This window comes from Ascidiaceihabitans sp. (genome assembly GCF_039986515.1).
GTDB lineage: Bacteria > Pseudomonadota > Alphaproteobacteria > Rhodobacterales > Rhodobacteraceae > Ascidiaceihabitans.
This window is the reverse complement of sequence record NZ_JBDWQO010000019.1, coordinates 172,611-195,879: the sequence shown is the minus strand read 5'-3', so window position 1 is coordinate 195,879 and position 23,269 is coordinate 172,611. Positions and strand designations below refer to the sequence as shown.

The 23,269-nt window shown below is 55.4% G+C and carries 24 protein-coding genes and 1 other RNA gene; 11 read left to right on the top strand and 14 right to left on the bottom strand.

All coding sequences use genetic code 11. The annotated features are described in order from the left end of the window. The first annotated feature begins 52 nt into the window (after positions 1-52). Genes ABJL60_RS19840 through ABJL60_RS19830 form a run of 3 tightly spaced genes read left to right on the top strand, consistent with a single transcriptional unit; the run spans position 53 to position 4,727 of the window. Complete coding sequence (locus ABJL60_RS19840) at positions 53-1,300, top strand: TolC family protein (RefSeq protein WP_348502183.1); 1,248 nt, start codon at positions 53-55, stop codon at positions 1,298-1,300. Beyond that, complete coding sequence (locus tag ABJL60_RS19835; protein WP_348285863.1) at positions 1,300-3,540, top strand: ATP-binding cassette domain-containing protein; 2,241 nt, start codon at positions 1,300-1,302, stop codon at positions 3,538-3,540. The genes ABJL60_RS19840 and ABJL60_RS19835 overlap by 1 nt, the downstream gene beginning before the upstream one ends. Next, positions 3,537-4,727 carry an HlyD family efflux transporter periplasmic adaptor subunit gene (locus tag ABJL60_RS19830; RefSeq protein WP_348374098.1) on the top strand — a complete coding sequence of 397 codons (1,191 nt, stop codon included), beginning with the start codon at positions 3,537-3,539 and terminating at the stop codon, positions 4,725-4,727. Before ABJL60_RS19835 ends, ABJL60_RS19830 begins: the two co-directional genes overlap by 4 nt. A 139-nt stretch (positions 4,728-4,866) precedes the next feature. On the opposite strand, the gene dtd is transcribed toward ABJL60_RS19830, so the two are convergent. The 10 genes from dtd to ABJL60_RS19780 form a co-directional block, all read right to left on the bottom strand. Next, on the bottom strand, positions 4,867-5,310 hold the full coding sequence (dtd, locus tag ABJL60_RS19825; RefSeq protein WP_348374097.1) for a D-aminoacyl-tRNA deacylase: 444 nt from the start codon (positions 5,308-5,310) through the stop codon (positions 4,867-4,869). Further along, complete coding sequence (locus tag ABJL60_RS19820) at positions 5,307-5,981, bottom strand: nitroreductase family protein (protein WP_348374096.1); 675 nt, start codon at positions 5,979-5,981, stop codon at positions 5,307-5,309. Before ABJL60_RS19820 ends, dtd begins: the two co-directional genes overlap by 4 nt. Beyond that, positions 5,978-7,093: a TFIIB-type zinc finger domain-containing protein gene (locus tag ABJL60_RS19815; protein WP_348374095.1), complete on the bottom strand. Its 1,116-nt coding sequence runs from the start codon at positions 7,091-7,093 to the stop codon at positions 5,978-5,980. Before ABJL60_RS19815 ends, ABJL60_RS19820 begins: the two co-directional genes overlap by 4 nt. A 110-nt stretch (positions 7,094-7,203) precedes the next feature. Further along, positions 7,204-7,584, bottom strand: a complete 381-nt coding sequence (locus ABJL60_RS19810; protein WP_348502181.1) for a hypothetical protein — start codon at positions 7,582-7,584, stop codon at positions 7,204-7,206. Positions 7,585-7,627: 43 nt separating this feature from the next. Next, a complete protein-coding gene (locus ABJL60_RS19805) occupies positions 7,628-8,743 on the bottom strand; it encodes an SPFH domain-containing protein (RefSeq protein ID WP_348285869.1) in 1,116 nt (371 codons plus the stop codon). A gap of 25 nt (positions 8,744-8,768) precedes the next feature. After that, positions 8,769-9,710, bottom strand: coding sequence for a DUF2927 domain-containing protein (locus tag ABJL60_RS19800; protein ID WP_348318584.1), 942 nt, complete (start codon positions 9,708-9,710; stop codon positions 8,769-8,771). Positions 9,711-9,748: 38 nt separating this feature from the next. Next, a complete protein-coding gene (locus ABJL60_RS19795; RefSeq protein ID WP_348285149.1) occupies positions 9,749-10,945 on the bottom strand; it encodes a toxic anion resistance protein in 1,197 nt (398 codons plus the stop codon). A gap of 17 nt (positions 10,946-10,962) precedes the next feature. Beyond that, a complete protein-coding gene (locus tag ABJL60_RS19790; RefSeq protein ID WP_348374093.1) occupies positions 10,963-11,865 on the bottom strand; it encodes a 5-bromo-4-chloroindolyl phosphate hydrolysis family protein in 903 nt (300 codons plus the stop codon). 155 nt (positions 11,866-12,020) lie between these two features. Then, the gene (locus ABJL60_RS19785) at positions 12,021-12,839 is read right to left on the bottom strand and encodes a tellurium resistance protein TerC (protein WP_108830201.1); all 819 of its coding nucleotides are present in this window, start codon (positions 12,837-12,839) and stop codon (positions 12,021-12,023) included. 165 nt (positions 12,840-13,004) lie between these two features. Next, a complete protein-coding gene (locus tag ABJL60_RS19780) occupies positions 13,005-14,039 on the bottom strand; it encodes a pseudouridine synthase (protein ID WP_348374092.1) in 1,035 nt (344 codons plus the stop codon). 64 nt (positions 14,040-14,103) lie between these two features. Between ABJL60_RS19780 and ABJL60_RS19775 the strand changes: the two genes are divergently transcribed. Beyond that, positions 14,104-14,562, top strand: coding sequence for a nucleoside deaminase (locus ABJL60_RS19775; protein WP_348374091.1), 459 nt, complete (start codon positions 14,104-14,106; stop codon positions 14,560-14,562). Positions 14,563-14,574: 12 nt separating this feature from the next. On the opposite strand, the gene ABJL60_RS19770 is transcribed toward ABJL60_RS19775, so the two are convergent. Continuing rightward, the gene (locus ABJL60_RS19770) at positions 14,575-14,985 is read right to left on the bottom strand and encodes a VOC family protein (protein WP_348285145.1); all 411 of its coding nucleotides are present in this window, start codon (positions 14,983-14,985) and stop codon (positions 14,575-14,577) included. Positions 14,986-15,098: 113 nt separating this feature from the next. On the opposite strand from ABJL60_RS19770, the gene gatC reads away from it, so the two are divergent. From gatC to rnpB, 5 genes are all read left to right on the top strand, one after another. Beyond that, positions 15,099-15,386, top strand: a complete 288-nt coding sequence (gatC, locus tag ABJL60_RS19765; protein WP_348285144.1) for an Asp-tRNA(Asn)/Glu-tRNA(Gln) amidotransferase subunit GatC — start codon at positions 15,099-15,101, stop codon at positions 15,384-15,386. Then, positions 15,386-16,867: an Asp-tRNA(Asn)/Glu-tRNA(Gln) amidotransferase subunit GatA gene (gene gatA, locus ABJL60_RS19760; RefSeq protein WP_348374090.1), complete on the top strand. Its 1,482-nt coding sequence runs from the start codon at positions 15,386-15,388 to the stop codon at positions 16,865-16,867. The genes gatC and gatA overlap by 1 nt, the downstream gene beginning before the upstream one ends. 57 nt (positions 16,868-16,924) lie before the next feature. Further along, positions 16,925-17,719 carry a hypothetical protein gene (locus ABJL60_RS19755; RefSeq protein ID WP_348374089.1) on the top strand — a complete coding sequence of 265 codons (795 nt, stop codon included), beginning with the start codon at positions 16,925-16,927 and terminating at the stop codon, positions 17,717-17,719. Positions 17,720-17,772: 53 nt separating this feature from the next. After that, the gene (locus ABJL60_RS19750) at positions 17,773-18,312 is read left to right on the top strand and encodes an N-acetylmuramoyl-L-alanine amidase (RefSeq protein ID WP_348374088.1); all 540 of its coding nucleotides are present in this window, start codon (positions 17,773-17,775) and stop codon (positions 18,310-18,312) included. 91 nt (positions 18,313-18,403) lie between these two features. Next, positions 18,404-18,821, top strand: an RNA gene (gene rnpB / locus ABJL60_RS19745) — RNase P RNA component class A. Between the two features lie 113 nt (positions 18,822-18,934). On the opposite strand, the gene ABJL60_RS19740 is transcribed toward rnpB, so the two are convergent. Both ABJL60_RS19740 and ABJL60_RS19735 read right to left on the bottom strand, forming a co-directional pair. Next, on the bottom strand, positions 18,935-19,405 hold the full coding sequence (locus tag ABJL60_RS19740) for a response regulator (RefSeq protein ID WP_348374087.1): 471 nt from the start codon (positions 19,403-19,405) through the stop codon (positions 18,935-18,937). Continuing rightward, positions 19,406-21,220 (bottom strand): CHASE domain-containing protein, encoded by a 1,815-nt coding sequence (locus ABJL60_RS19735; protein ID WP_348374086.1) that lies wholly within the window; start codon positions 21,218-21,220, stop codon positions 19,406-19,408. Positions 21,221-21,562: 342 nt separating this feature from the next. Between ABJL60_RS19735 and rpmG the strand changes: the two genes are divergently transcribed. Together rpmG and ABJL60_RS19725 are read left to right on the top strand one after the other, a co-directional pair. Beyond that, positions 21,563-21,730: a 50S ribosomal protein L33 gene (gene rpmG / locus ABJL60_RS19730; protein ID WP_011454349.1), complete on the top strand. Its 168-nt coding sequence runs from the start codon at positions 21,563-21,565 to the stop codon at positions 21,728-21,730. A gap of 112 nt (positions 21,731-21,842) precedes the next feature. Continuing rightward, entirely contained in the window at positions 21,843-22,319 is a 477-nt protein-coding gene (locus ABJL60_RS19725; RefSeq protein ID WP_348374085.1) for a GNAT family N-acetyltransferase, read from the top strand. 71 nt (positions 22,320-22,390) lie between these two features. Here the strand turns inward: ABJL60_RS19725 and ABJL60_RS19720 are convergent, their stop codons facing one another. Continuing rightward, positions 22,391-23,191 (bottom strand): Bax inhibitor-1/YccA family protein, encoded by an 801-nt coding sequence (locus ABJL60_RS19720; RefSeq protein WP_348285137.1) that lies wholly within the window; start codon positions 23,189-23,191, stop codon positions 22,391-22,393. Between the last annotated feature and the right edge of the window lie 78 nt (positions 23,192-23,269).

Genomic DNA, 23,269 nt, shown 5'->3' with positions numbered 1-23,269 from the left:
TGGGCTTTCGGGCTGTATGAGTGACTTCGGAGACAGTAATCTTGTCTCGCGAATGCGCGCACCCGAAACCGGTGTGACAGAAACGGCAGCGGCGCCAAAAACGACCGCATATGCCTCAACGGACACCAAATACGATGACAAGCTGAACGCTGAAAGCACGATCATTCAAGGGCTGGTCAGCCGGCGATCTATCGTGCCCGAAAGCAGTTCTTTTGAACGGGTCACAACATCTGTGATGGCCGCCAACAACCGCGCGGCTGAATCTGAATTGAAATCCGCACGATTGCGTGCGGAAGCGGCCAGCAAGAACTGGTTGCCGACGATTGGGCCGCAAATCTCGCTGACATCCTTGTCATCTGTGGTGGCCAATCTGGTTGTGGATCAGGTGATCTTTGACAACGGACGCAAGAAGGGCGAACGCGCCTTTGCTAAAGCGGATGTCGAAGTCGCAGCCGTGGCCTTGGCCGAAGACACCAACGACCGCGCGGCAACCGCGCTGACATTGTACTTGGCCGCCGCAGAAGGGCGCGAAAAGGCGTCACTTTCCGAAACCACGTTTGAGGACATGAGCCGCTTTGAATACATCATGTCCGAGCGCGTGCGCGGTGGTGTTTCTGACCGCTCTGATCTGAACATTATCCGCCAGAAGCTGGCTGAAATCCGCGCCGATCTGGAAGCCAGCCGCGAAACAGCCCGCACAAACCTGTCGGAATTGAACGCGATGGCGATTGATCCGCTGACAGATGTGCGCGGAATTACGCGGTTGCCGGTCTCCGCAAATGCGGCGCAGCCTTTGGCTGTGGTGCGTGCCGAAGCCGAAAAAACACGTGCGATTGCTGCGGCTTCTGTGGATCGTGCAAGCCAATTGCCTGGCCTTTCGGCCCGTGGCACGCTGGGCGCAAATGGCGGTGTGACGGTCAATGGTGGGGGCGCACAGTTGGGTCTTGGCACAGGTGCGCGTTTGAAATCCATCGAAGTGGCCAAAGAAACCGCTGGCCGTTTGGTGCTGGAAGCCACGGAAGATTCCAATCGCGCGCTAAAAAGCCTTGAAAGCCAGATTGCGGCCAAAACCCGTCAAACGGGCGAAGCCTCAAACCTGCGCCAGCAAGCCAAGCAAAACCTGGACCTGTTTCAGGAACAATACCGCGCAGGACAGCGTCAGGTGATGGACGTTGTTGGCGTCTATGAAACCTTTGCGCGCGCTCAAACAAGTGAAGTTACCACCAAATACGAAGCGGCACGTCTGCGCATTGAGATGGCGCGGATCTTGGGTGTGCTGGCCGACGGGGGCCAGATTTAATGAGCACGCAGCCTTTCACGCTGACCATCACCAATGGCAACCGGGGCCGCATTGAAGCCTCTGCCAAGGTGCAAGCGCCAGAAGCGGACAATAAAAACCTGTTTGGTGACCGCATTCAGGCGCGCGCCGAACTGGCGGTGGTCTATGCGGGATTGCTTGGCGTTGATGCGTTGAAATCCGATGCGTTTGATGCAATCTCCAAAGCCACATCTGATGGCGCTAGCGATGCGGTTGAAGCCCATGCCATCGCCAAAGGACTGTCGCATATCGGCTGTGTGACCGAAGTCTGCACATTGCAACATTTCACCGCCGATCAATGGCCCGCCCTAGCTTACATGACCAGCGGGCAGGTGGTGCTTGTGATGGGTCAATCGCGCGGCGATTTGGTGATTTACGACAAAACCTGCACCGACAATCGCGCCCATGTCCCGATGGCGGATTTTGAACCCTACTTTGCAGGTCTTCTTGTGCGGGCAGAAGCGCCTTTGGCGACTGTGGCCAAAACGCACAAGACCGAAGCCAAGCCTGCACATTGGTTCTGGGGGCAGTTTCATACTTTCAAACGCCAGTTGGGTGAAGTCGCGTTGGGATCGTTTGTCGCCAACCTTCTTGCCGTCGCCGTGGCGTTGTTTTCGTTGCAAGTCTACGACCGTGTGATCCCGCATCAATCCGAAGCCACGCTTTGGGTGTTGGCGGTTGGCGCGTGCCTTGCGCTGTTGATGGAAGCGTTTTTGAAAATTGCGCGCGCCCGTTTGATGGATGGGGCAGGGCGCCAGATTGAATTGTCTGTTCTGGGCGTTTTGATGGAACGCGTGATCGGCATGCGGTCTGACGTGCGGGGGCAATCCCCGTCAATGACGTTTTCTGCGATGCGCGAATTCGGGTCGGTGCGCGAATTTTTCACCGCCTCGACCATCGGAACAATCGCAGACATCCCGTTTATCTTTGTGTTCTTGCTACTTGTGGCTTCAATCGCTGGAAATGTTGTTTGGGTTCTGGTGCTTGGCGGTATCCTGATGGTGGTGCCGGGCTTTTTCATGCAAAAGAAAATGATGCAGTTGACGGCGGAAACCCAAGGGGCCTCTGCCAAGTCTTCGCGCCTTTTGCACGAGGCGATCTTTGAACGTGATACGGTCAAGACCCAGCGCGCCGAAGACCGTGTGATGCGCTTGTGGTCGGAATTAACAACGCTGTCTGCGCTGAAATCCTCCGAACAACGCAAGCTGGCGTCTGTGCTGACATTCTGGAGCCAAGGGGTCCAGCAGGCCACCTATGTCGCCGCTGTGATCGTGGGCACGTATCTGGTGTTTGCCGGGCATTTTACCGTGGGTTCCATCATCGCGGTGGGCATTTTGACCAGCCGGACCTTGGCGCCGCTGACGCAGTTGGCTGGCACCATGGCGCGTTGGGGTAATGTGAAAACGGCGCTAGACGGCTTGGACGCAGTGGCGATGTCGGAACAAGACGCGGACGAAGACCGCACATATTTGCGCCGTGAAAGCCTGAAAGGGCATTTTGAGTTGCGTGAATTGACGTTTCGCTACGAAGATGATGGCGCACCGACGCTAGATATTCCGGGCGTTGCGATCCTGCCAGGACAACGCATCGCGATCCTTGGGGCCAACGGGTCTGGCAAATCATCGCTTTTGAAAGTTTTAAGCGGGCTTTACGCACCATCCACTGGCCGCGTTTTGTTGGACGGCACAGAAATGAGCCAGATTGAGCCACGCGACTTGCGCCGCTTGATTGGATACCTTGGACAAGATGTGCGCCTGTTTTCAGGCACGTTGCGGGACAACCTGAACCTGACCATGCTGGAACGCGACGACACGCGCCTGTTGGAAGCATTGGATTTTGCGGGGCTTGGGCCATTTGTCAAAGGACATCACAAAGGCCTTGATCTTGAAATTCTGGATGGTGGCCAAGGGCTGTCCATCGGGCAACGTCAATCCATCGGGTGGGCGCGGCTTTGGTTGCAAGACCCGCAGATTTGCCTTTTGGATGAACCGACAGCGGCACTGGATCAAAAGCTGGAAGCCACGCTTGTCAGCCGGTTGGAACGCTGGATGGAAGGGCGCACAGCGATCATCGCCACGCACCGTGCCCCGATTTTGGCCCTGACGAACCGCACACTTTTGTTGCAGAACGGGCGCATGACAGTAGACGGTCCGCGGGATCAGGTGCTGGCGCATTTGAACCAGACGGGCCTTGTGGTTCCGATGAAAGGGGCCATCGGATGAGCGTTGCAAGCCAGACGAACCTGAACACGCAGTTGGGCGGCGACATGAAAGGCCCAAGCTATGTGGTCTGGTTGTGCGCGGCATCGGTTCTGGTGTTTTTGATCTGGGCCGCATTCGCTTGGGTCGACGAAATTGTGCGTGCCGAGGGGTCGATGATTTCATCGTCTCGTCCGCAAATTATCCAAAACCTTGAAGGCGGTATTCTTGCCGAACTTGCGGTGCAAGAAGGGGATGTTGTGGAACGGGGCGACGTTCTGGCGCGGTTGCATGGCACGCAATTCAAATCGGCTGTGGACGACCTGCAAGACCAGATTACAGCTTTGGAAATTCGCCGTTTGCGACTTGAGGCCGAGCTGGCAGGACAGTTCGATTTCATCGTGCCCGAGGTCTTGGCTGAACGCACGCCCGGCATTGTGGCCTCGGAGCGTGCTTTGCTACAAGCCCGTCAATCCGATTTTGTGTCGCGCCGCGAGGGTGCGCAGCGCGTTCTCAATCAAGCGACCAAAGAAAAAACGCTGCTGGAAGATTTGCTGGAACGCAACATCGTGTCGCTGATCGAAGCCACACGTGCCCGCAAAGCCCATGCCGACGCCCGCATCCGTATGGATGAGATCGTGACTCAAACCGAACTCGAACGCGCACAACAGTTTTCTGACACGCTGAAAGAGCTGGGTACATTGCGCCAAAATCTGAAAGCCAGCTTGGACCAGCTGTCGCGCACCGTGCTGTTGTCGCCGATGAAGGGCATTGTGAACAATCTGAGCGTGACTACGATCGGTGGCGTTGTACGTCCGGGCGAAGAAATTTTGCAGATCATTCCAATGGATGAAGAGTTGTTTGTCGAAGCCCGCGTTGACCCCAAAAACATCGCCAATGTGCGCCCGGGCCAAAAGGCGACAATAAAACTGTCTGCGTATGATTACACGATTTTCGGGTCTTTGCAGGGCGAGGTAAAACTGATCTCGGCTGATACGTTCAAAGATGAAACGGCGCGTCGTGCTGACGGCGACCCACACTACAAAGTCACGTTGCGTGTGGACACTAAAAACCTCACGGACAGGCAGGCCAGCATTGCCATCCGTCCTGGCATGCAAGCTTCTGTTGAGCTGCACACAGGTGCCAAAACGGTTATGCAATACCTTATGAAGCCGCTTTACAAATCCCGCGAAGCGTTTCGCGAACCGTAAGCTGACGGCATCTTTGAAACGGTCGTCCGATGTGGTGGAGCGATTGTTTTCGGCCATGAGAATTGTAGATATCTCATTTGATGGGCCCCTTGCCTTCGGTGGGGGTGTTTTTAGGAAAAAGACAGGTGCACCAGACGGGTTAGTCTGCTGTATCCAGCCAGAGTGTCACCGGACCGTCGTTTGTCAGTTCCACGGCCATGTCGGCGCCGAATTGGCCGGTTTGTGTTTCAATCCCGAGGGTCCGCAACGCGTCAACGAATTGCCGGTAAAGCCGTTCTGCCACGTCTGGTTTCGCCGCACCCGAGAACCCGGGCCTGTTGCCCCGCGCAGTGTCTGCCGCCAGTGTGAATTGGCTGACGACCAAGGCTTGGCCGCCGGATTGTAACAATGACAGGTTCATTTTCCCGTTTGCGTCTTTGAAAATCCGCAGCTTGGCGATTTTGCCAGCTAGGTTTTCAACAGTGACTGGCGTGTCGTCCGGCATGGCACAGACCAAGATCAATGCCCCCGCGCCACATTCCCCGACGCAAGACCCGTCCACAGACACGCGGGCTTTGGTCACTCTTTGGATCAGTGCCCTCATGTGTCGTGCCACGTGACGACATCGCCAACTGCTGCCCTGTCTGTTCGAAAGGCATTGGCGGGGTGATTGGTGTCGGGATAGCCGAAGGATATTGCGCACAATACCCATTCATTTTCGGGCAATTCGAAAAAGCCCCGCACGAAAGGGGCCTGAGCGGCGATTGCCCCTTGTGCGATCGTTCCCAAACCCTGCGCTGTGGCCGCTTGGGTGAAGGCTGCAACGAAGCCGCCACAATCTACGGCACCATATGTGCCAAGCACAGTGGGGGTGGTCACAATTGCCACATGCGGCGCCCCGAAGAAACGGAAGTTTTCCATCATCTGTGCGGCGCGTCCTGAGCGGTCGTCCTTGGGGATTTGCAACGCATCATACAGCTGAAAGCCGCAGGCCCGTCGCCGTTCCCCCAGCGTTCCGGGATAGGCTTTGGGCCATTCGATATCGGGATCTGGCGCGTTGGACATCGCCTGATCGTACAATGCCGCACCAAAGCGCTGTGTGCCTGCCCCTTCGGTGATTGTCAGTTTCCAGGGTTGAGCATTGCACCATGTTGGCACTTTTTGTGCGACTTGCACGATGTTCTGGATTATTTCACGTGGCACGGGATCGGCTTTATAGGCGCGGCACGAATAGCGTTCGGTTGCGATGCGGTTCAGTGTTTCGAAATCTGTCATTGGTTCATCGCCATAGCAAACCCGATTGCCCCTGCAACAAGCAGTCCGACCACCACAGCAATGGTGATTTTGATGGCAGAATAGGGGCGTTCACCCTGCACACGCCCGGTGCGTCCGTTGACGACAAACCGGTAGGTTTTGCCGCGGTATTTGTAGGCTGCCAACCATACAGGCAGAAGAATGTGTTTGAAGGTGACGGCGTTGATTTGGGTCTGAATGTCATGCACCCGTTGCTTGTCACCGCCAATGTCGAATTTTACGTCACGGGTGATTTGTGCTTCCATGCGCATGCGGGCCTCTTTGAAACCCTCTTGCAGTTCAATTGAATACCCTTCTGCACGAAAACCAGCAAGATATGCAGGATCGTAAGGCTCCATTGCACTTAGATCCCATGGTTCCAGCGCATCGGTAAACCGTTTTGGCAAAGAGGTTGAAGCTAACACCAAAACATCGTCAAAAAAGCGTGCAACGCGGCCCCGAACGCGGGCCCACCTGACTTTGGCGACCCGTACCGTTTGGCGTTTGCCGTCGCGCACGACCGTTTGGCTTTCGTAGTAGACGGTGCCCCGTTCGCCGGCATATGCAGATTTCGTATCTGCATCGAAAGTCCAGTAAGGCACGTAAATTCCCTGCATTTTCCGGCCTTTACGGGCGTATTCCTGCAAACCTGAGGGGGCGAACCACAGCCCACCCAACCAGTCTGTCATTGATGAGCGGGCCGCACTTTCATCCATTGCAAAAGGCAACAGCCCACGCGGTTTGATATGGCGGTGGGCGCCTGTATCGGTGACGACTGGTGTTGCGCAGAACGGGCATTCGGCGGCGTGTACATCGGGTTCGAATTCAACCTGAGCTGCGCAATTGGGGCATTTTGAAACGCGTGTTTCTTCGATTTCCGAGTGAGGCAATTCAGCGTCAAGAGCGGCCCGAAAATCCAGTTCCTTGATAGCATGAAAAGGCGTTTGTGTGTCCATGTCGCCGGTGTTGCCGCAGTGGTCACAGACAAGGGTATGGGCGCTTGGATCAAAGCGGAAATCTGCCCCGCAATTGTCACATGGAAACCGGTGTTCCGATTGTGGTGCGGGGGCGTCTTGGGGGCCTGAGGCGTCCATGGGGTACCTTGCGTGTTGCTTGGGCCAAAACTAGCGCAGGCAGGCCACGGGTTCCACTGTTGAAATGCGCAGGCTGCGTTCGAATTTGGGACCGGATGACCCCGAGTGCGCTACAAAATGCCGTGCAGCGCCTTTGGCGTTATGCGTTGCAAAGCGCCATCCCCAAGCGCTGTGTGCCGCCACAAGTGAAAGATCGCATGCAATGCGACAATGGAAAGCGTCACGAAATAGAGGCGGGGCAAGGGAATGCCAAAACTGCCGTTTCCCATCAGCGCACGTAACGTGATGCCACTGGATAGGACCAACACGGCATACATGCCCCAGCTTAACCAGGGATGTGCACTGCGAAGCGTGCCTGTCAATTTCGGGCCCGGACCATTCATCAGTCCTTTGAACAGGGCGATAGCGCCCATGGCGAAGCCGCATATCGCGTAAAGCAAGGCGATTTCTGCGATAACGCCGCCAGCCAAAAGCAGGACAAGCAGACCCAAAACGGTCCAATGTAACCCAATCGTGAACCGGCGGCGCAAAGGCTTATGCGCCGGGGGGAGGTGGGGGCAAAATGGTGAAAAGCTGCGCCAGTTCACGCACATCTTCGGCTTTCATCCAGCCATCCTGTCCTGCGGTCCACACGAATGTATCGCGGGTCAGTGTGCCCTCGGACACCATGCGGCCCATTTTGGCTTTGGAAAATGGACCAGACGTCGCCCCGTTTTCCGCAACGTGCCAAACATGTTCTACAGGCGGTGGAGGTGGGGCCATGGCCGCAGGTGCGGGGGCGGTTGCGGCGGGTTTTGCGCCCCATGGTCCGGCACTCATTGCTTGTCCCATCTGCATGCCCAAACCAGCCCCCATGCCGGCTTGCATGGCAGCCGCGGCACCACCATCGCGTCCCAAAGCTTCGGCGGCTTGGAATTGCATGTATTCGTTGAGATTTCCGATCACACCCATGGATGACCGCTTGTCCATGACCTCTTCGACGGCCGGAGGCAGCGAGATGTTCTCGATGTAAAGCTCGGGCAGCATCAGGCCATATTCCGCCAGTTGTGCGCTGATGTCTTTGGCGACCAGCTGGCTAAGTTCGCGGGTGTTGGCGGCCATGTCCAGCACAGGGATGCCGGATTTGGCCAAAGTGCGCGAAAACTCCTGCACGATGATGTTGCGGATCTGGTAGCTGATTTCGTCCATAGTGAATTCGCCATCGGTGCCGACGATTTCCACCAAGAAACGCGCCGGATCAGACACCTTAACGGAATAGGTGCCAAAGGCGCGCAAACGCACAGGCCCAAATTCGGGGTCACGGGCGATGATCGGGTTCTTGGTGCCCCATTTCAGGTCGTTGAAACGGGTGGTGTTGACGAAGTAGATTTCGGACTTGAACGGGCTTTGAAAGCCATGATCCCAGTGTTGCAGCGTGGTCATGATAGGCATGTTGTTGGTTTCCAACATGTACAGTCCCGGCGTAAACACATCCGCCAACTGCCCTTCGTGTACGAAAACGGCGGCTTGGCCTTCGCGCACTGTCAGCTTGGCACCGTATTTGATCTCGTGGCCCTCGCGTTCAAAACGCGACACCATCGTGTCACGGGTGTCGTCGACCCAATGGATGACGTCGATAAACTCGCCTGTCAGAAAATCAAAAATACCCATGAGGGGTCTCCTTCTTTTGGGGCCGTTACAGCGGCCCTTTTGTCTGTTCTCGCGCCAGCATGCGCACAATGGGATCGGCGTCAGGCTGGGTCATTCCGGCCCTGAGGCGGTCGTCATACAACATTTTCAGCAACACTTCGTCGTGGTCGGTCAACAACGCAAACTCATCGTCATCGTTGAAAATGGAAGGCCGCGCCGCAGGGCTGTCGTTGGCCAGGCCAAGGCCTTGGGCCAGTTCCTCGTGGATACAAGATAGACGCAGCAAATCTGGATTTTCTGAACGGATCACAGCCACAGCGGCAGTATAAGTGCTGCGATCAGGGCCTGTGGCGTAGGCAGCAACTGCACAGTAAATGTCGCGGCTTAGATCGCGCACAGCCGTTAGATTGGCCTGTGTGATACCCGGCAGGCGGGTGGCAATCTGGTTTATGGTTGCGGCGCGGTCGTCTTCGGACACGAAAAACACAAGGAAATTCCCACGCGATGCACCGCCGGATTTCGCACTGATCGGATGCCCTGTCGCGCGGGCCAGACGTTTTGCGTATTCCTTGACGTCTTGCATGTCGCGCGCACGTTGTGACGGGGGCACAGAGGGGCCAAAAAAGACCTCAAACTGCACAGGCGCGTCCCAGCGGCGCAGTTTGCCGGATACACCTTGGGCTGCACCGCCGTATTCGTTGTAAAACACGATTTGCTTGAAGTTGCGGGCCAGCATTTCGGCGCTGTAGGGGGTGTCTGGTCCACCGCCGTCTTGCCGCAGCAACCCTTGGGTCAGTTGCGACGATTGCACCGAGGTCAAATAGCTGCGCAAAGCGGCACTTTTTTCGGATGTGGCTTGGGCCACCTGAATGGGGGCGGGGCGCAGCGCGGCTGGGCGGGCTTTGGGGGTCAGCACAGGCTCCACCGGGGTCAAACACGCCCCGAGTGTCGCAAGACATGCAAAACATGCCCCGAGCTTCGCCGCCATTCTTCGGCCCTTATAACCGCGCCACCGCACCCTTCAGATCAGGCTGGAACAGACGTGGATGCGTTGTCGCCCACACCGTCTTCGCGTGACTTGGCAGCCGCCAAAGTGTCGCGCAAATCTGTTTCCATCTTCTGCAATTCAATCTCGGCTTCGGCGCGTTTGGCTTTGCCTTCGTCCGCGATTTTCAAGCTGTCTTCGATGGTGCCAATAAGATCGGCGTTTGCCTTTTTGACAGCTTCGATGTCGAACACACCGCGTTCCATTTCTTCGCGGACCATTTTGTTGCTGGTGCGCAGGTTCTCGGCGTTTGACGTCAACAATTCGTTGGTCAGATCATTGGCGCTGCGCACCGCTTTGGCCGCTTCAGCGCTGCGTTGCATGGTGACAGCTTGGGCCAATTGCGTTTCCCACAAAGGCACTGTGTTGATCAAAGTCGAGCTGATCTTGGTCACAAGGCTTTTGTCGTTTTCCTGAACCAAACGGATCGAAGGCAACGATTGCATCGTCACCTGACGCGTCAGTTTCAGATCATGGACACGGCGTTCCAGATCGTCACGCGCGGCACGCAGGTCACGCAGTTCTTGGGCCACCATGACTTGATCGTTTTCGGCGGCGGCTTCAACAGAAGCGGCCTTGGCAGGGATTGTGACCTCGTCCAGCTCTTTCAGCTTTTCCTCACCGGCTGCAATGTACAGCGCCAGTTCGTCGTAGAAATCGAGCGTTTTGTCATAGAGCAGATCAAGCGATTTGATGTCTTTCATCAGCGTGTGCTTGTGACCCTCCAGATCATCAGTGATTTCGTCAATCTGGCCTTGGACATCTTCGAATTTCGCTTTGAACTTCATGAATGGGGCTGCGCGGCCCAAAAGCTTTTCCCAAAACGTGCGTTCGCGGCGCACATCGAGTTCGGAGATGGAAAAACCACGAATGGCCGTGACCATATTGGCCAGTGAATCGCCAGCTGGTCCCAAATCTTTGTTGCGCACATCGGCGAGCATAGATTGCGAGATAACCTGCAATTCGGCTTGTGCATTTGACCCGAACGAGACGATGGAATTGGTGCTTTCCATGTCAATTTCAGCCATGCGCTTGGTGATTTCGGCGCTGACAGGGGCGTCGGCTTGGGCAAGCGGTACGACGGCCCCGGCATCCTCAGGCTCGCGCAAAGCCACGGCTGTGACAGCTTCGACTTCTGCTAAAGTGGCTTCGGCTTTTTGGCGTACAGTTTCGGACATTCATGGTCCTCCTTTTTTTATATCTCGTCAGACGGGCGTACGGGGACGCCCTCGCGCTGCAAGCGTTCACGCAGCACATCAATTTCAACATTTAGATCGCCGCGGTCCTCCAGCAGCAATTTCTTTGTGCGGGCATCAAAGCCCGCGCTTAGATCGTCCAAAAGTGTGGCATAGTCTTCGCGTGCACGGGCATCTTGTGTGCGGCTGTAGATGTCTGCGAATTTGATCGTGGCATCGCGCGAGGCCTTTAAGTAGACGCCCAAATACTTGCGGGCGGCGGTCAAATCGCGCGGGTCTTCTTCGACCGTGCGGATAAGATCGCGGGCCTTGTTTTGAAACCCTTGCAGCTTTTGTTCCATGCGCCGGTCATTGGCGCGGCGCATCGCGTCGGTCATTTCGTCAAGATAGGCTTCGGCCTTATCGACCACCTTGGCCACACGGTCTTGTTGGTGCGTATCAATGCCCGCCATCCCTTTTGATCGCAGCGGATCAATGCCGAAGGCGGCCACATGCAGACCCATTGCCGCCAATCCATACAACACCGGCGCAATCACGCCCGGCTCTACCCGAAAGGCGGCCATCGCAATACCGATGCCTGTCAGCACGCTGGCAAACATCTTGCGTGGGATGCCGGGTTTACGCGCGACCTTGCGGGCATTGAACGCAGCTTCTGCTTGCAGACCGCCACGCAACAGCCAGGCCGCAAGCGTCAGAACGGCAGCGGCGCCCAGTCCTGCGACCAGGCCAATTGCTCCGTCGTTTAGCGACAAAAACACCATTGGAATTGCAGGCATAAACAGCACATTGGCGCGTGCCCCCACAGGGGACACATCCGCACTGTCATAGGCCCCGGGTGTGACCGCATCCAGATCAGACGTTTCGCCGTCGGGGCTGTATTGACCACCAAATCGCTTTGCCATGTGTCAAAGTCCTCCAAGCCAGCCCGTTGTCACCCCAAACATCAGGACGATCAACGCGGCATATGCGATCTTTTGAAAGGTATTTGGTGTCATTTGCTTCCCTTTATGCACAGCTTAGGGCGTCTTAACCATTTTTGCCAGATAACTGCTGCGGTTCAGTGTTTGGCACCTGTGCGGCGTTCCGCATTCAGCTTGCGGGTGTAGCCCGATTGAATGACTTCGACCGCAACAAGAACCAAAACGGAAAAGTAGAAGGTGGTCTTGGACATCGGAATAACTTCGTAGCCGCCGACTTTCAGAGCCAGACTGTCATCATGCATCGCATGCGCTGCGGCTTGACCCGCTTCACCCAAAAGAACAACACCGACGATCAGCAAGATGAACAGGCCTAACACCTCATACATGCGGTTCTTTTCCAAAAAGCGTGTCACCCCGTCTGCCAACAGCAACATGGCAAGGCCGGACAACAAAATTGCAGTCGCCAGAATTGGGAACACATCTGTGATGGCGATGGCAGACAAAACAGAATCAAAAGAGAAGATCAGGTTCATCAACACGATAAGCATCACAACCTGTGTCGCTGATTTGCCCGATTTTTGTTCGACATCTGTGTCGAGCTGGTGAATGGTCAGCATATGTCCGATTTCTTTCACGGCCGTGTACATGATGAAAATGCCGCCGATGACGAAGACCAAAGTCGCAAAGTTCACGCCACCTTCAAGAACGCCGGTCCAATCGAAAATGTAAAAGGGTTCTGCCATTGCGTCGATCAAGCGGATCATGACAAACAACAAGATCACACGCAGAGCGACAGCAATCAAAATACCCCATCTGCGCACGGCGGCTTGTTGGGCCACAGGGGCGCGCTGGCTTTCGATTGAAATGTATAACAGATTGTCGAAACCCAGAACCGCTTGCAAAAAGCAAAGCATCAACAGATTTCCAAGATTTTCTAACGTCGCCAGTTGCGCCACATAGTCAAGCATAGCCGTCCCCCAAAACAGAATTTCCACGCATGTAGCGCAGCTTTGTAACAATCAACAGCCCATGCAAGGGGGAAAACTGCGCAAGGTGCTGCAAGGTTGCACTCTTTTTGCGGAAAACACGCTGTGTTTCGGGGGCGCCCCTGTGGATGGCGTTTATCTTTTTGGTTTGCCCTGCGGCTTGGCACCTGGCTTGCCCTGCGGACGTTGTCGCGACTTGGGCGCAGGTTTGCCTGACGGCTTTGCCCCGAACTTCGCGCCTGATTTGGCACCTGATTTCGGCCCCGTTGCAGTTGGGCGCCCCCCTGACCCTTCGGCTTTTTCACGGGCGTATTCGGCACGCGCACGGTCGCGGGTGCGGCCCTGTTCGGAGGGCTTGCGTGAGGCAGCGTATTTGCGATCGGGGCGCTTAACCTCTTTTTTCTTGGCTGTGCCCACGGGGTCTTCGGCTTCCATGCCCAATTGATCACGCATGACTTTTCGGCGCAGTTCTTCGACTTCGCCTTGTTTCAGGTCACCCAGCTGGAAAGGGCCATAGCTGATGCGGATCAAACGGTTTACGGTCAGGCCAATGTCTTGCATAGCACGGCGGATTTCGCGGTTTTTGCCTTCGCGCAGTCCCACGGTCAGCCACGCATTTGCGCCTTGCTGGCGATCCAGCGACACTTGCATGGGTTGGAACTTTTCGCCTTCAACGACGATACCTTTGCGCAATGGGGTAAAGGTATCTTCGGTGGGGCGGCCGTTGACGCGCACGCGGTAGCGCCGCAGCCAGCCTGTAGAAGGCAATTCAAGCTTGCGTTTGATGCCGCCATCGTTGGTCAGCAACAAAAGCCCTTCGGAATTGATGTCCAGCCGGCCCACGGACATCACGCGGGGCAGATCCTCGGGCATGTGATCAAAGATTGTCTCGCGGTCTTTTTCGTCGCGGTTGGTTGTCACCAAACCGGCGGGCTTGTGATACAGCCACATCCGGGCAGGTTCGGCGTCCGCTATGGGTTTGCCGTCGACGGTGATCGTGTCGTCGGGGCGTACATTGTAGGCGGCGCGGTCCAGCACGGTGCCATTGACGGCGACGCGGCCTGCTTCAATGATCTTTTCGGCGTCGCGGCGGCTGGCCACACCTGCGCGGGCCAGAACTTTTGCGATGCGGTCGCCTTTGGGCGGCTGGGATGGGGTATCTTGTGTCATGACGCCGCCTCTATCCTATCCGCGCACCTTGCGAAAGCGCACTGTTTGGAGGAAGGGTAACACAATGACATTCACATCGTTCATGGATATTGCTTTGGAAGAAGCCAAAGCGGCCGCTGCGCGCGGTGAAGTGCCTGTGGGCGCTGTTGTCGTGGACACATCAGGGCAGGTGGTGGCGCAGGCGGGCAACCGGACACGCGAATTGCACGACCCAACGGCGCATGCTGAGATTTTGGCGATCCGGTCCGCATGCGTTGCGGCAGGCACAGACAGATTGGCGGGACACGACCTATACGTCACGTTGGAACCTTGCCCGATGTGTGCGGCGGCTATTTCCAACGCCCGCATTGCGCGGCTGTACTTCGGGGCGGATGATCCTAAATCCGGGGGCGTGGGTGTGGGCGCAAAGGTGTTTTCCCACGCGCAATGCCACCACGCGCCTGAGATTTACGACGGAATCGGGGCGCAGGCATCTGCCACTTTGCTTAGGGCGTTTTTCCAAGCCAAGCGCGAAGGTCGCTAAGCCAATGTTTTGTCAGCTGTCTTTGGCTTGATGCACTTCAATGACGTTGCCGTCAGGGTCGTAGAAAAAAACCTGATGCCATTCCGCAGCGGCGGTGTGCCCCCAATCTGAATAGGGTATATCTTGTGCATCCAGATGCGCCTTGAAGGCTTCAATGTCGTCGGTGCGGTAGGCAATGTGACCGCGTTCGACCGGATTGACGGCATGACCTGTTTTAAAGCCGACGGTCAAATCCTTTTGCGCGATGTGGGTTTGCACGGCGCCATCGGTGCGAAACGCCAATTGCCCTGCATAGCCTTTGTTTTTTTCTTGTTTCGGAATGTCTTGGGTGACCGCGTCCAATTGCAAAACATCACGGTAAAAAGTGTCCAGACGGCTGACGTTTTCAGAACTGAAGCTGACGTGATGCAGGGTAAGTTTCATGGACCGGCCTTTCTTTGTGTCTGTGGCAAACTCTGCCTGCAATCAAACCCGCCCACAAGACCTTGCGAGTGGGCGATCAGAGCGGTAAACGGAAACCAACAAATGAGGTTCCCATGTCGATTGACCAAAGCACAGCCGCGCGTGTCGCCAAGCTTGCACGCATCAAGGTAGAAGAAGATGCTCTTCCTGCCTTGGCCGAAGAATTTAACACAATTTTGGGCTTTATCGAACAGCTCAATGAAGTGGATGTGGAAGGGGTCGAACCTATGACCTCTGTGACGCCCCAGCGTTTGAAACGCCGCGAAGACGTGGTGACAGACGGCAACCAGCCGGAAGCTGTTTTGAAAAACGCGCCCGACGCGCGTGAGGGATTCTTTGCTGTGCCCAAGGTGGTGGAATAATGACTGAACTGAACACATTGGGTTTGGCGCAAGCCCGTGACGCTTTGCGCAAAGGCGAAACCACGTCGCGCGAATTGACCGAAAGCTGTCTGAAAGCAATCGAAGGGGCAGGGGCCTTGAACGCCTTTGTCCACCACACGCCAGAGCTGGCCATGGATCAGGCCACAGCTGCAGACGCCCGCATCAAAGCCGGTGACGCGCCAGACATGTGTGGCCTGCCTTTGGGCATCAAGGATTTGTTTTGCACCAAAGACGTGCCGTCCCAGGCGGGGTCACGCATCTTGGAAGGCTTCTTGCCGCAATACGAATCCACCATCACATCGAACTTGTTCAATGCAGGCGCTGTTATGTTGGGCAAGCTCAACATGGATGAATTCGCAATGGGGTCCTCCAATGAAACATCTGTGTACGGCAACGCGGTCAACCCGTGGAAAGTCGATGATCGCCAGCTGACGCCCGGTGGGTCTTCGGGTGGATCGGCCTCTGCTGTTGCGGCGGATCTATGTTTGGCAGCAACCGGCACCGACACGGGTGGTTCTATTCGCCAGCCTGCTGCATTTACAGGCACCGTCGGCATCAAGCCCACATATGGCCGGTGTTCGCGTTGGGGTGTTGTGGCGTTTGCGTCGTCTTTGGATCAGGCAGGCCCCATGACAAAATCTGTCCGTGATGCGGCAATAATGCTGGAAACCATGTGCGGCCACGATGCCAAAGACAGCACCAGTATGGATTTGCCAGTGCCCAACTTTGAGGCGCTGATGACAGGCGATATTCGCGGCAAGAAAATCGGCATCCCTAAAGAATACCGGATGGAAGGCATGCCCGCCGAAATCGAGAAACTTTGGGAAAATGGCGCGGCCATGTTGAAAGATGCGGGCGCAGAGATCGTGGACATTTCTTTGCCGCACACCAAATATGCTTTGCCTGCCTATTACGTGATCGCCCCGGCCGAGGCATCGTCCAATTTGGCGCGCTACGACGGGGTGCGCTACGGGCACCGTGCGACTTTGGATGCGGGCGACGGGATCACCGAAATGTACGAAAAAACCCGCGCGGAAGGCTTCGGATCCGAAGTGCAGCGCCGGGTCATGATCGGGACTTACGTGTTGTCGGCCGGGTTTTATGACGCTTACTACAACCGGGCGCGGCGTGTGCGCACGCTGATCAAGAAAGACTTTGAAGACGTGTTCGCCGCCGGTGTGGACGCCATTTTGACACCGGCCACGCCCTCTGCAGCGTTTGGATTGGGTGAAATGACGGATGTTGATCCTGTGCAAATGTACCTCAACGATGTCTTTACAGTGACAGTGAACATGGCCGGATTGCCCGGTGTGGCTGTGCCTGCGGGTTTGGATGCCCAGGGTTTGCCGTTGGGCCTGCAATTGATCGGACGCCCATGGGAAGAGGGCGATTTGCTGTCTTCCGCCTATGCGTTGGAGAAAGCGGCTGGTTTTGTAGCCAAACCGTCTAAATGGTGGTAAACGACGCAAAAGAGCATCGTAAATAAGCGCACCGTCCAAAGGCGGGCGGAGGCAAATATGATACCAAAACTGATCCTGATCGCAGGAGCGCTGGGCGCTTTGGCGGCGTGCCAACCTGCTGTTCCCGACAGCGGGGCGCAACCTGGTGTTCCTGGTCGCGGTGTGGGTTTTGACACGTCGACACAGGCCAAACAGCAAGTGACACAACAGCAGGTGCCTGCTGCCGCCCCCGTGCAATCATCCGCTTTGCCTACAGCCGGTGCCGCGCCAGCGCCTGCTCCGCGACCGGCAGCCGATCCGGTGATTGCGACAGCCGAAAGCGCATTGAACAATAGCTCTCCTGCGACGGCTGCGGCCAACGCGAATGATGTTGAAAACGCAAGGGCTGCATCACTGAATTCCGGCGCAGGGGTGGTGAATGCCAGCCCGGCCAATGCTGCACCAACCTTGGTGAACAACCCGGGAATTTCAGACGAAAACGATTTTGGGGCCGTATCGTCCCGACAGTCCATCGAAAGCGACAAGGCAAGAATTGCAGCCAATCGTGCGCAATATACCGTGGTGCAGCCCACCGCTTTGCCCAGCCGTGAAGGTGGCAATCAGCCAAATGTCGTGGCCTATGCGTTGCAAAACAAGCACCCCAAAGGCACGCAATTGTACCGACGCCTGGGGTTCAACGCAGCCAACAAGTTCGAAAAGAACTGTGCGGTTTACCGTTCCGCGGATGAGGCGCAGATTGATTTTCTGGCCCGAGGAGGCCCCGAAAAAGATCGTAAAGGTCTTGATCCGGACGGGGATGGCTACGCGTGCCGTTGGGATCCGACGCCATACCGTGCGGCATCAGGCGGTTAAGCCTGTATATTCATCAACACCCTTCACCGAATTGTGGACCGCGCCGGAATGGGTTGCGGCCCTCGCTTGTGGTTGTGCATTACACTGCGATGGCCTCGGCCGAGGCGGCAATTGAGCGGCTGTGTGATCCGGCGGCCGAAGTCTCTGCCCACTATGTGATTGGGCGCAGAGGTGAGATTACGCAGCTTGTGGACGAAGAAATGCGCGCCTGGCATGCTGGTGCGGGCGAATGGCACGGGCAAGACGATGTCAATTCACGTTCCATCGGAATTGAGTTGGACAATGGTGGCACATACCCGTTTGCAGAGCCGCAAATGGCCAGCCTGGAATGGCTGTTGCCGCGCATTCTTGATCGATGGGGGATCGGGCCGGAAGGGGTTATTGGACATTCCGATATGGCGCCGGGCCGCAAGTTTGACCCCGGGGCTCATTTTGATTGGGCACGTTTGGCACGACAGGGTCTTGCGGCAACACTACCTGCTGGAAAAACGGCAGCCGACGCAGGCTATACCGCACCGGCGTCTGACGCCGATAGGGCCGTTGCTGTTCAGCTACGATGGGGTACGGATCCAAGGACAAAGGGTTTTCTTTAAGGTCCTGCCATCGTCTGTTGTCGCCGTCGTACTTAACCCCCAACAAAAGCCCATTGACGCGTTGGACGTCACCCGCCACAAGCAACCCTGCGCGGAAGGCTGGACGGCCGCTTAGACTTGGTTCTTGCGAACACAGGGGTAAGAGGAAAGTCCGGACTCCACAAAGCAACGGTGCCGGGTAACGCCCGGCGGGGGTAACCCTAGGGACAGCGCCACAGAAAACAAACCGCCCTGTGCGCGGATCGGGCAACCGATATCACACGCAGGGTCAGGGTGAAACGGTGGGGTAAGAGCCCACCGCGGGACGGGCAACCGGACCGGCACGGCAAGCCCCACCGGGAGCAATGCCAAATAGGGACCGCGCGAGGGCATGCCCTCGGGGCCGCTTTAGCCCCAGCAGGTCCGGGTTGGCAGCTAGAGAAGCAGGGGCAACTCTGTTTCAAGATGAATGGTCGTCTCGGGCAGGCAACTGCTTATGACAGAATCCGGCTTATAGGCCTTCCGCGCAATTTGTTTGTTCAATATTTAAGTATGCTCTTTTTGCAGATTTATCTGAAAGGCGGGCATTCCTTGCGATTTCAAAGGATGACCTCTTTGGGTCATTTTAATGAAGTGGGTTACTTTAATGGAGTGGGTGAATTTGGACGTGCGGTATGTTCAAAACCGGATGTTTGGGATGTTTACAGGTATCCCAAAAGGCCGTTAAGGCCTGTACTACATTATCCATTTCCTTGATGCCGTGTGGTTTGACGATGTATCCAAAAACGTGTTTTTCATATGCGCGGCCTATGTCCGCTTCGCTGCCGGATGTTGTCAAAACGATCACACGGGAATTTGCCACTGCCTGATTTTGACGTAGCTCGGTCAAAAATTCATGCCCGTCCATACGCGGCATGTTGATGTCCAACAGGATAGTAAATGGGTGATCCGTTTCGCCGTGGGCGCAGTGATTGTTCAAAATCTCAAGAGCATCCAACCCGTTACAGGTGCGCGTAAGAGTACCCAAAAAATCCGACTTTTTAAGGCTGCGTTGTAGGAATTCAGCGTCAAAGTCGTCATCATCCACCAGCGAGATATTCATTTTATTCTGCATTTACGCCGCTTTTTTCTGGAGGTGAGTGGGTGATGGGGACCCGAAAAGGGGCCAATCAAAGGCAAACAAAACACCGCCTTCGGGGGGAGATATCACAGTGATACGTCCCCCGTGTCGCTCTACAGCCTTTTTCACAATGGCCAGCCCGATGCCGGTGCTTTCTGCCGCACCATTCAGGCGCAGGGTTTGAAACATGTTGAAAATACGAGTGTGATAGCGTGGATCGATTCCAGGGCCGTTGTCGTGTATCGAAATGCGACAACGATCGCCGGCTTGGACAGCTTCTAATGTGATCAAAAGCGGTCTTTTCCCATCGTGGTATTTAATCGCATTTCCAATAAGGTTTTCCAAAATGCGGCGTAGATTGAAAGGATCAAACGCAATGGAGGAAACACGGGTGTTGAGCTTTATGGCGGTTTGATCCAGTTCGAAATCAAGCACCAAAGCATCGACAGCTTCTTGGAACTCTAGCTTCGGTTGATCGGCTGCATTGGTCCCAGTTTTCGACAGCTCCATTATGCCCTGTGTCAGCGCATTCATTCGTGCGACGCGGTCCATGATGCGATCCAGATTGTGTCCCACTTCGGGGTTGTTCGAAGGCGATGCAAAATATCCTTCAAGGTCCTCCCGTATCATTTCAGTCAGGCCAGCAATGCCGCGAATAGGTGTTTTTAGATCGTGCGATGCCACATACGCGAACTGCTCTAACTCTTGATTTGTGTTTTTGAGGTCTTGGGTTTGCAGCTTCAGTTGCGCGGTGACCTTGTCTGCGTAGCGCTCCGAATAGGCATTGGCCCGCGACATCATTATCAATAGTACAATGATGAGACCTTCAATGGTCAATCCAGCCAACAGAATGATCCTGGGCTGCGCGTAAGAATTCTGGAGACGAAATGCTGCATTGCTGCGCATGTCCAAAAGCCATTCGCGCCCGTACATATGAAGTGCGACCTGAGTGGCGAACATCGGGTCGGGATCATTTGCGGCATCGGTGTTTAAGTGTTCGTCGTAAAGTGTGACGTCTTTATCAGAGATACTAAAATGGACATGACGCCGTTCCTTGGCGAGCAATCCTTCAATCAATTTGTGAACGACAAAGGGCGCGTAGACAGCCCCCACCGCGTCCAGGGGCCGGGCGTCACCGTCATTTGCTTCTGTGGCGTGATATACTGGCGCGTAGAATAAGAATCCGGGCGTTTGGGCTTTGTCTTGCACCAACACAATTGGCCCTGAAATTTGGGCGGTTCCGGTGTCGCGGCTGGCGATTGCTGCAGTCCGGCGATTGGTTTCATGGGCGAGATCCAAACCAAGGGCAGCAGTGTTTTCTGCTTCCAGTTCGATGAAGGAAATCGGCATGATGTCGCGGTGATCGTGATGCGGAAAAATGTCAAACGCAGCGCGTTCCAACCGCCGGGTCTTCAAATAATCGCCTACTGAATTTGCATTGAGGAAATGGATTACCCCGATACCCGTGATGCCGGGGTATTTTTCTTCAAGCCGCAGTGTTTTTGTAAAGGCTTGCCAACGATCCCGCGAGATGTCGCCGCCATGTGATTCGATTGTGGAAACGCCAGCCCAAAGCGCATCTTCGTGCAGGCTCATCCTGTCTTCAATCAGATCGACAAGACGACTGACAGATGTGTCAAAACGTGCATGTGTCCGCGACGCGATTTGGGCCTTCGAGAACTGCCAAACCGATAGCGTAAGCGTCAATGACATCACAACCAAAGCGATGTGTGGCGCTGAAATCCGCCCAATTCTGCGCGGATGCATCCATAGATTTTGAAAAAATCGTATGATGTTGGGTATCTTCATGCCCGCACGCTATGATCAAACCCTTAAACAATCGTGATGCCACATTGGGTTTTCACAAATTCGCTTTCGCTTGGTGAACTGTTGTTGAAGTGATGAAGGGGTTTGCGTACCGCGCAGCAAGGGCGTGCAAGGCAACCAATGCCCGTAAGAGACGATCACGAGACCCTGACTCAGCGCCTTTTGCGCCTTCAAAGCGCACATAGAACGGAGTATTTAAGATATAAGGACAGAGTTGCGATAATATTGCCGTTTGGTGTTGACTCGGGGGCCAAGACAGTTAGAACGCAAATCTCAGAATTCACGCATATCCCTACCGGGGGATGATGCAGCAGGAGATACAAAATGGCGAAGCCAACCACGATCAAGATCCGTCTGAACTCGTCCGCGGGCACAGGCCATTTCTATGTCACGAAGAAGAACGCGCGTACGATGACCGAAAAGATGGTCGTCCGTAAATACGACCCCGTTGCGCGCAAGCACGTGGAATACAAAGAAGGCAAGATCAAGTAAGATCATACCCTGATTTGAACCGCAAAGGCCGCGCTGAAAAGCGCGGCTTTTTGCGTTTTCAGCTTTCGGACCCAAGCGGCGCGGTATTGGGGTTCAAAGAAGGGAAATGGAAATGACACTGCGTGTTGCAAATCTTGACGATCAATCGGCTTTGGATGGGCTTTTTGAGCGAAGCTACCCAACTTTGTTGAAAGACGTCTATGATGCAGAAACACTGAAGATGGCTTTGCCCCAGATGATCAGGGCGCAACCTGCGTTGCTGTCATCGGGTACCTTCTTTGTCTGGGACTGTGCTGGTACCCTTGCAGGGGCAGGGGGCTGGAGCGTAGACAAAACACGCGCTGACAAGGGGCATATCCGGCACGTGGCAACAGACCCGGCGCACCTGCGCAAAGGCATCGCACAAGCGCTGATTATGCATTGTCTTACAACAGCCAAAGCGGCTGGGATCACGGAAATGGAATGCTGGTCAACACGCTATGCTGAAGGGTTTTATGCCACCTTAGGGTTTAGCACGATTGGCCCTATCGACGCGATGGCGGGAGGCACCGTGGCCTTCCCTTCAATCCGTATGACTATGTTCTTGTAAAAATATCACCGGTACAAAGAAAAAGGGCCACCCGTTTCCGGATGGCCCCAGCAGTTTCTGTGAAACAGAATTTACTCTTGTTGGCCCATGAACATCAGCAGGAACTGGAACATGTTCAAGAAAGAGATGTAGAGGCTTAACGCGCCATCAGATGCCGCCTTGTCCAACCATTCTTGATCGCCGTGTGCAGCATGCGCCACATAAGTCGCCTTGATGTCCTGCGTGTAGTAGGCCGTCAGACCGGCGAAGATCAGAACGCCAATCGCAGAGATTGCCATCATCATCGGACCAGACTGGAAGATGAACATGTTCAGCAACATCGCAACGACCAAGCCGATAACACCCATCATCAGGAATGTGCCCATGCCGCTCAGGTCACGTTTTGTCGTGTACCCGTAAAGGCTTAGCGATGCGAAGGCGATCGCAGTAACCAAAAACGTCTGCACGATGGAAAACGATGTGAACACCAGGAAAATGGAGCTCATGGAAATGCCCATTACGGCGGCAAAGATGAAAAAGCCAACTTGCACAGCTGCGGCAGAACCACGGCTCATCAAAGCGCCCCAGCCAAAGAACAAGAATGCCAAGGGGGCGAACATCACAACCCATTTCAAGGGGGAAGCGAACAACGCCACGCCTAGACCTGTCAGGTATTGGCCTTCACGCAAAGCGTAGACACCTTCGGATGTGCTTGCTGCTGCGGAAGGGTCAGCTGTGACTGCCAGACCTGCAATCGCCCAAGCCGCCAATGCCGTGATCAGCATGCCGATGGACATTTGTCCGTACACTTTGTTCATGTGGGCGCGAAGCCCTACGTCAATCTGGGCGGCGCGGGAACCGGCCGCGCTCCGGATTGTATTCACGTCAGCCATTTCAGACCTCCAAGTTAAACACTGTAGGCGCGGGACCTTCCCACGCATATCTGTATTTGAATATCGGGCTCTGAGGGG

Bases quoted from the DNA above. Each gene is read 5' to 3' on its own strand.
- ABJL60_RS19725 (WP_348374085.1), top strand. From the start codon at position 21,843: ATGACACTGCGTGTTGCAAATCTTGACGATCAATCGGCTTTGGATGGG.
- rpmG (WP_011454349.1), top strand. From the start codon at position 21,563: ATGGCGAAGCCAACCACGATCAAGATCCGTCTGAACTCGTCCGCGGGC.
- ABJL60_RS19740 (WP_348374087.1), bottom strand. From the start codon at position 19,405: ATGCAGAATAAAATGAATATCTCGCTGGTGGATGATGACGACTTTGAC.
- ABJL60_RS19820 (WP_348374096.1), bottom strand. From the start codon at position 5,981: ATGACAGATTTCGAAACACTGAACCGCATCGCAACCGAACGCTATTCG.
- ABJL60_RS19805 (WP_348285869.1), bottom strand. From the start codon at position 8,743: ATGGGTATTTTTGATTTTCTGACAGGCGAGTTTATCGACGTCATCCAT.
- ABJL60_RS19775 (WP_348374091.1), top strand. From the start codon at position 14,104: ATGACATTCACATCGTTCATGGATATTGCTTTGGAAGAAGCCAAAGCG.
- ABJL60_RS19790 (WP_348374093.1), bottom strand. From the start codon at position 11,865: ATGGCAAAGCGATTTGGTGGTCAATACAGCCCCGACGGCGAAACGTCT.
- gatC (WP_348285144.1), top strand. From the start codon at position 15,099: ATGTCGATTGACCAAAGCACAGCCGCGCGTGTCGCCAAGCTTGCACGC.
- ABJL60_RS19735 (WP_348374086.1), bottom strand. From the start codon at position 21,220: ATGAAGATACCCAACATCATACGATTTTTTCAAAATCTATGGATGCAT.
- gatA (WP_348374090.1), top strand. From the start codon at position 15,386: ATGACTGAACTGAACACATTGGGTTTGGCGCAAGCCCGTGACGCTTTG.
- ABJL60_RS19815 (WP_348374095.1), bottom strand. From the start codon at position 7,093: ATGGACGCCTCAGGCCCCCAAGACGCCCCCGCACCACAATCGGAACAC.
- ABJL60_RS19755 (WP_348374089.1), top strand. From the start codon at position 16,925: ATGATACCAAAACTGATCCTGATCGCAGGAGCGCTGGGCGCTTTGGCG.
- ABJL60_RS19795 (WP_348285149.1), bottom strand. From the start codon at position 10,945: ATGTCCGAAACTGTACGCCAAAAAGCCGAAGCCACTTTAGCAGAAGTC.
- ABJL60_RS19840 (WP_348502183.1), top strand. From the start codon at position 53: ATGCGCGCACCCGAAACCGGTGTGACAGAAACGGCAGCGGCGCCAAAA.
- ABJL60_RS19835 (WP_348285863.1), top strand. From the start codon at position 1,300: ATGAGCACGCAGCCTTTCACGCTGACCATCACCAATGGCAACCGGGGC.
- ABJL60_RS19830 (WP_348374098.1), top strand. From the start codon at position 3,537: ATGAGCGTTGCAAGCCAGACGAACCTGAACACGCAGTTGGGCGGCGAC.
- dtd (WP_348374097.1), bottom strand. From the start codon at position 5,310: ATGAGGGCACTGATCCAAAGAGTGACCAAAGCCCGCGTGTCTGTGGAC.
- ABJL60_RS19800 (WP_348318584.1), bottom strand. From the start codon at position 9,710: ATGGCGGCGAAGCTCGGGGCATGTTTTGCATGTCTTGCGACACTCGGG.
- ABJL60_RS19720 (WP_348285137.1), bottom strand. From the start codon at position 23,191: ATGGCTGACGTGAATACAATCCGGAGCGCGGCCGGTTCCCGCGCCGCC.
- ABJL60_RS19780 (WP_348374092.1), bottom strand. From the start codon at position 14,039: ATGACACAAGATACCCCATCCCAGCCGCCCAAAGGCGACCGCATCGCA.
- ABJL60_RS19770 (WP_348285145.1), bottom strand. From the start codon at position 14,985: ATGAAACTTACCCTGCATCACGTCAGCTTCAGTTCTGAAAACGTCAGC.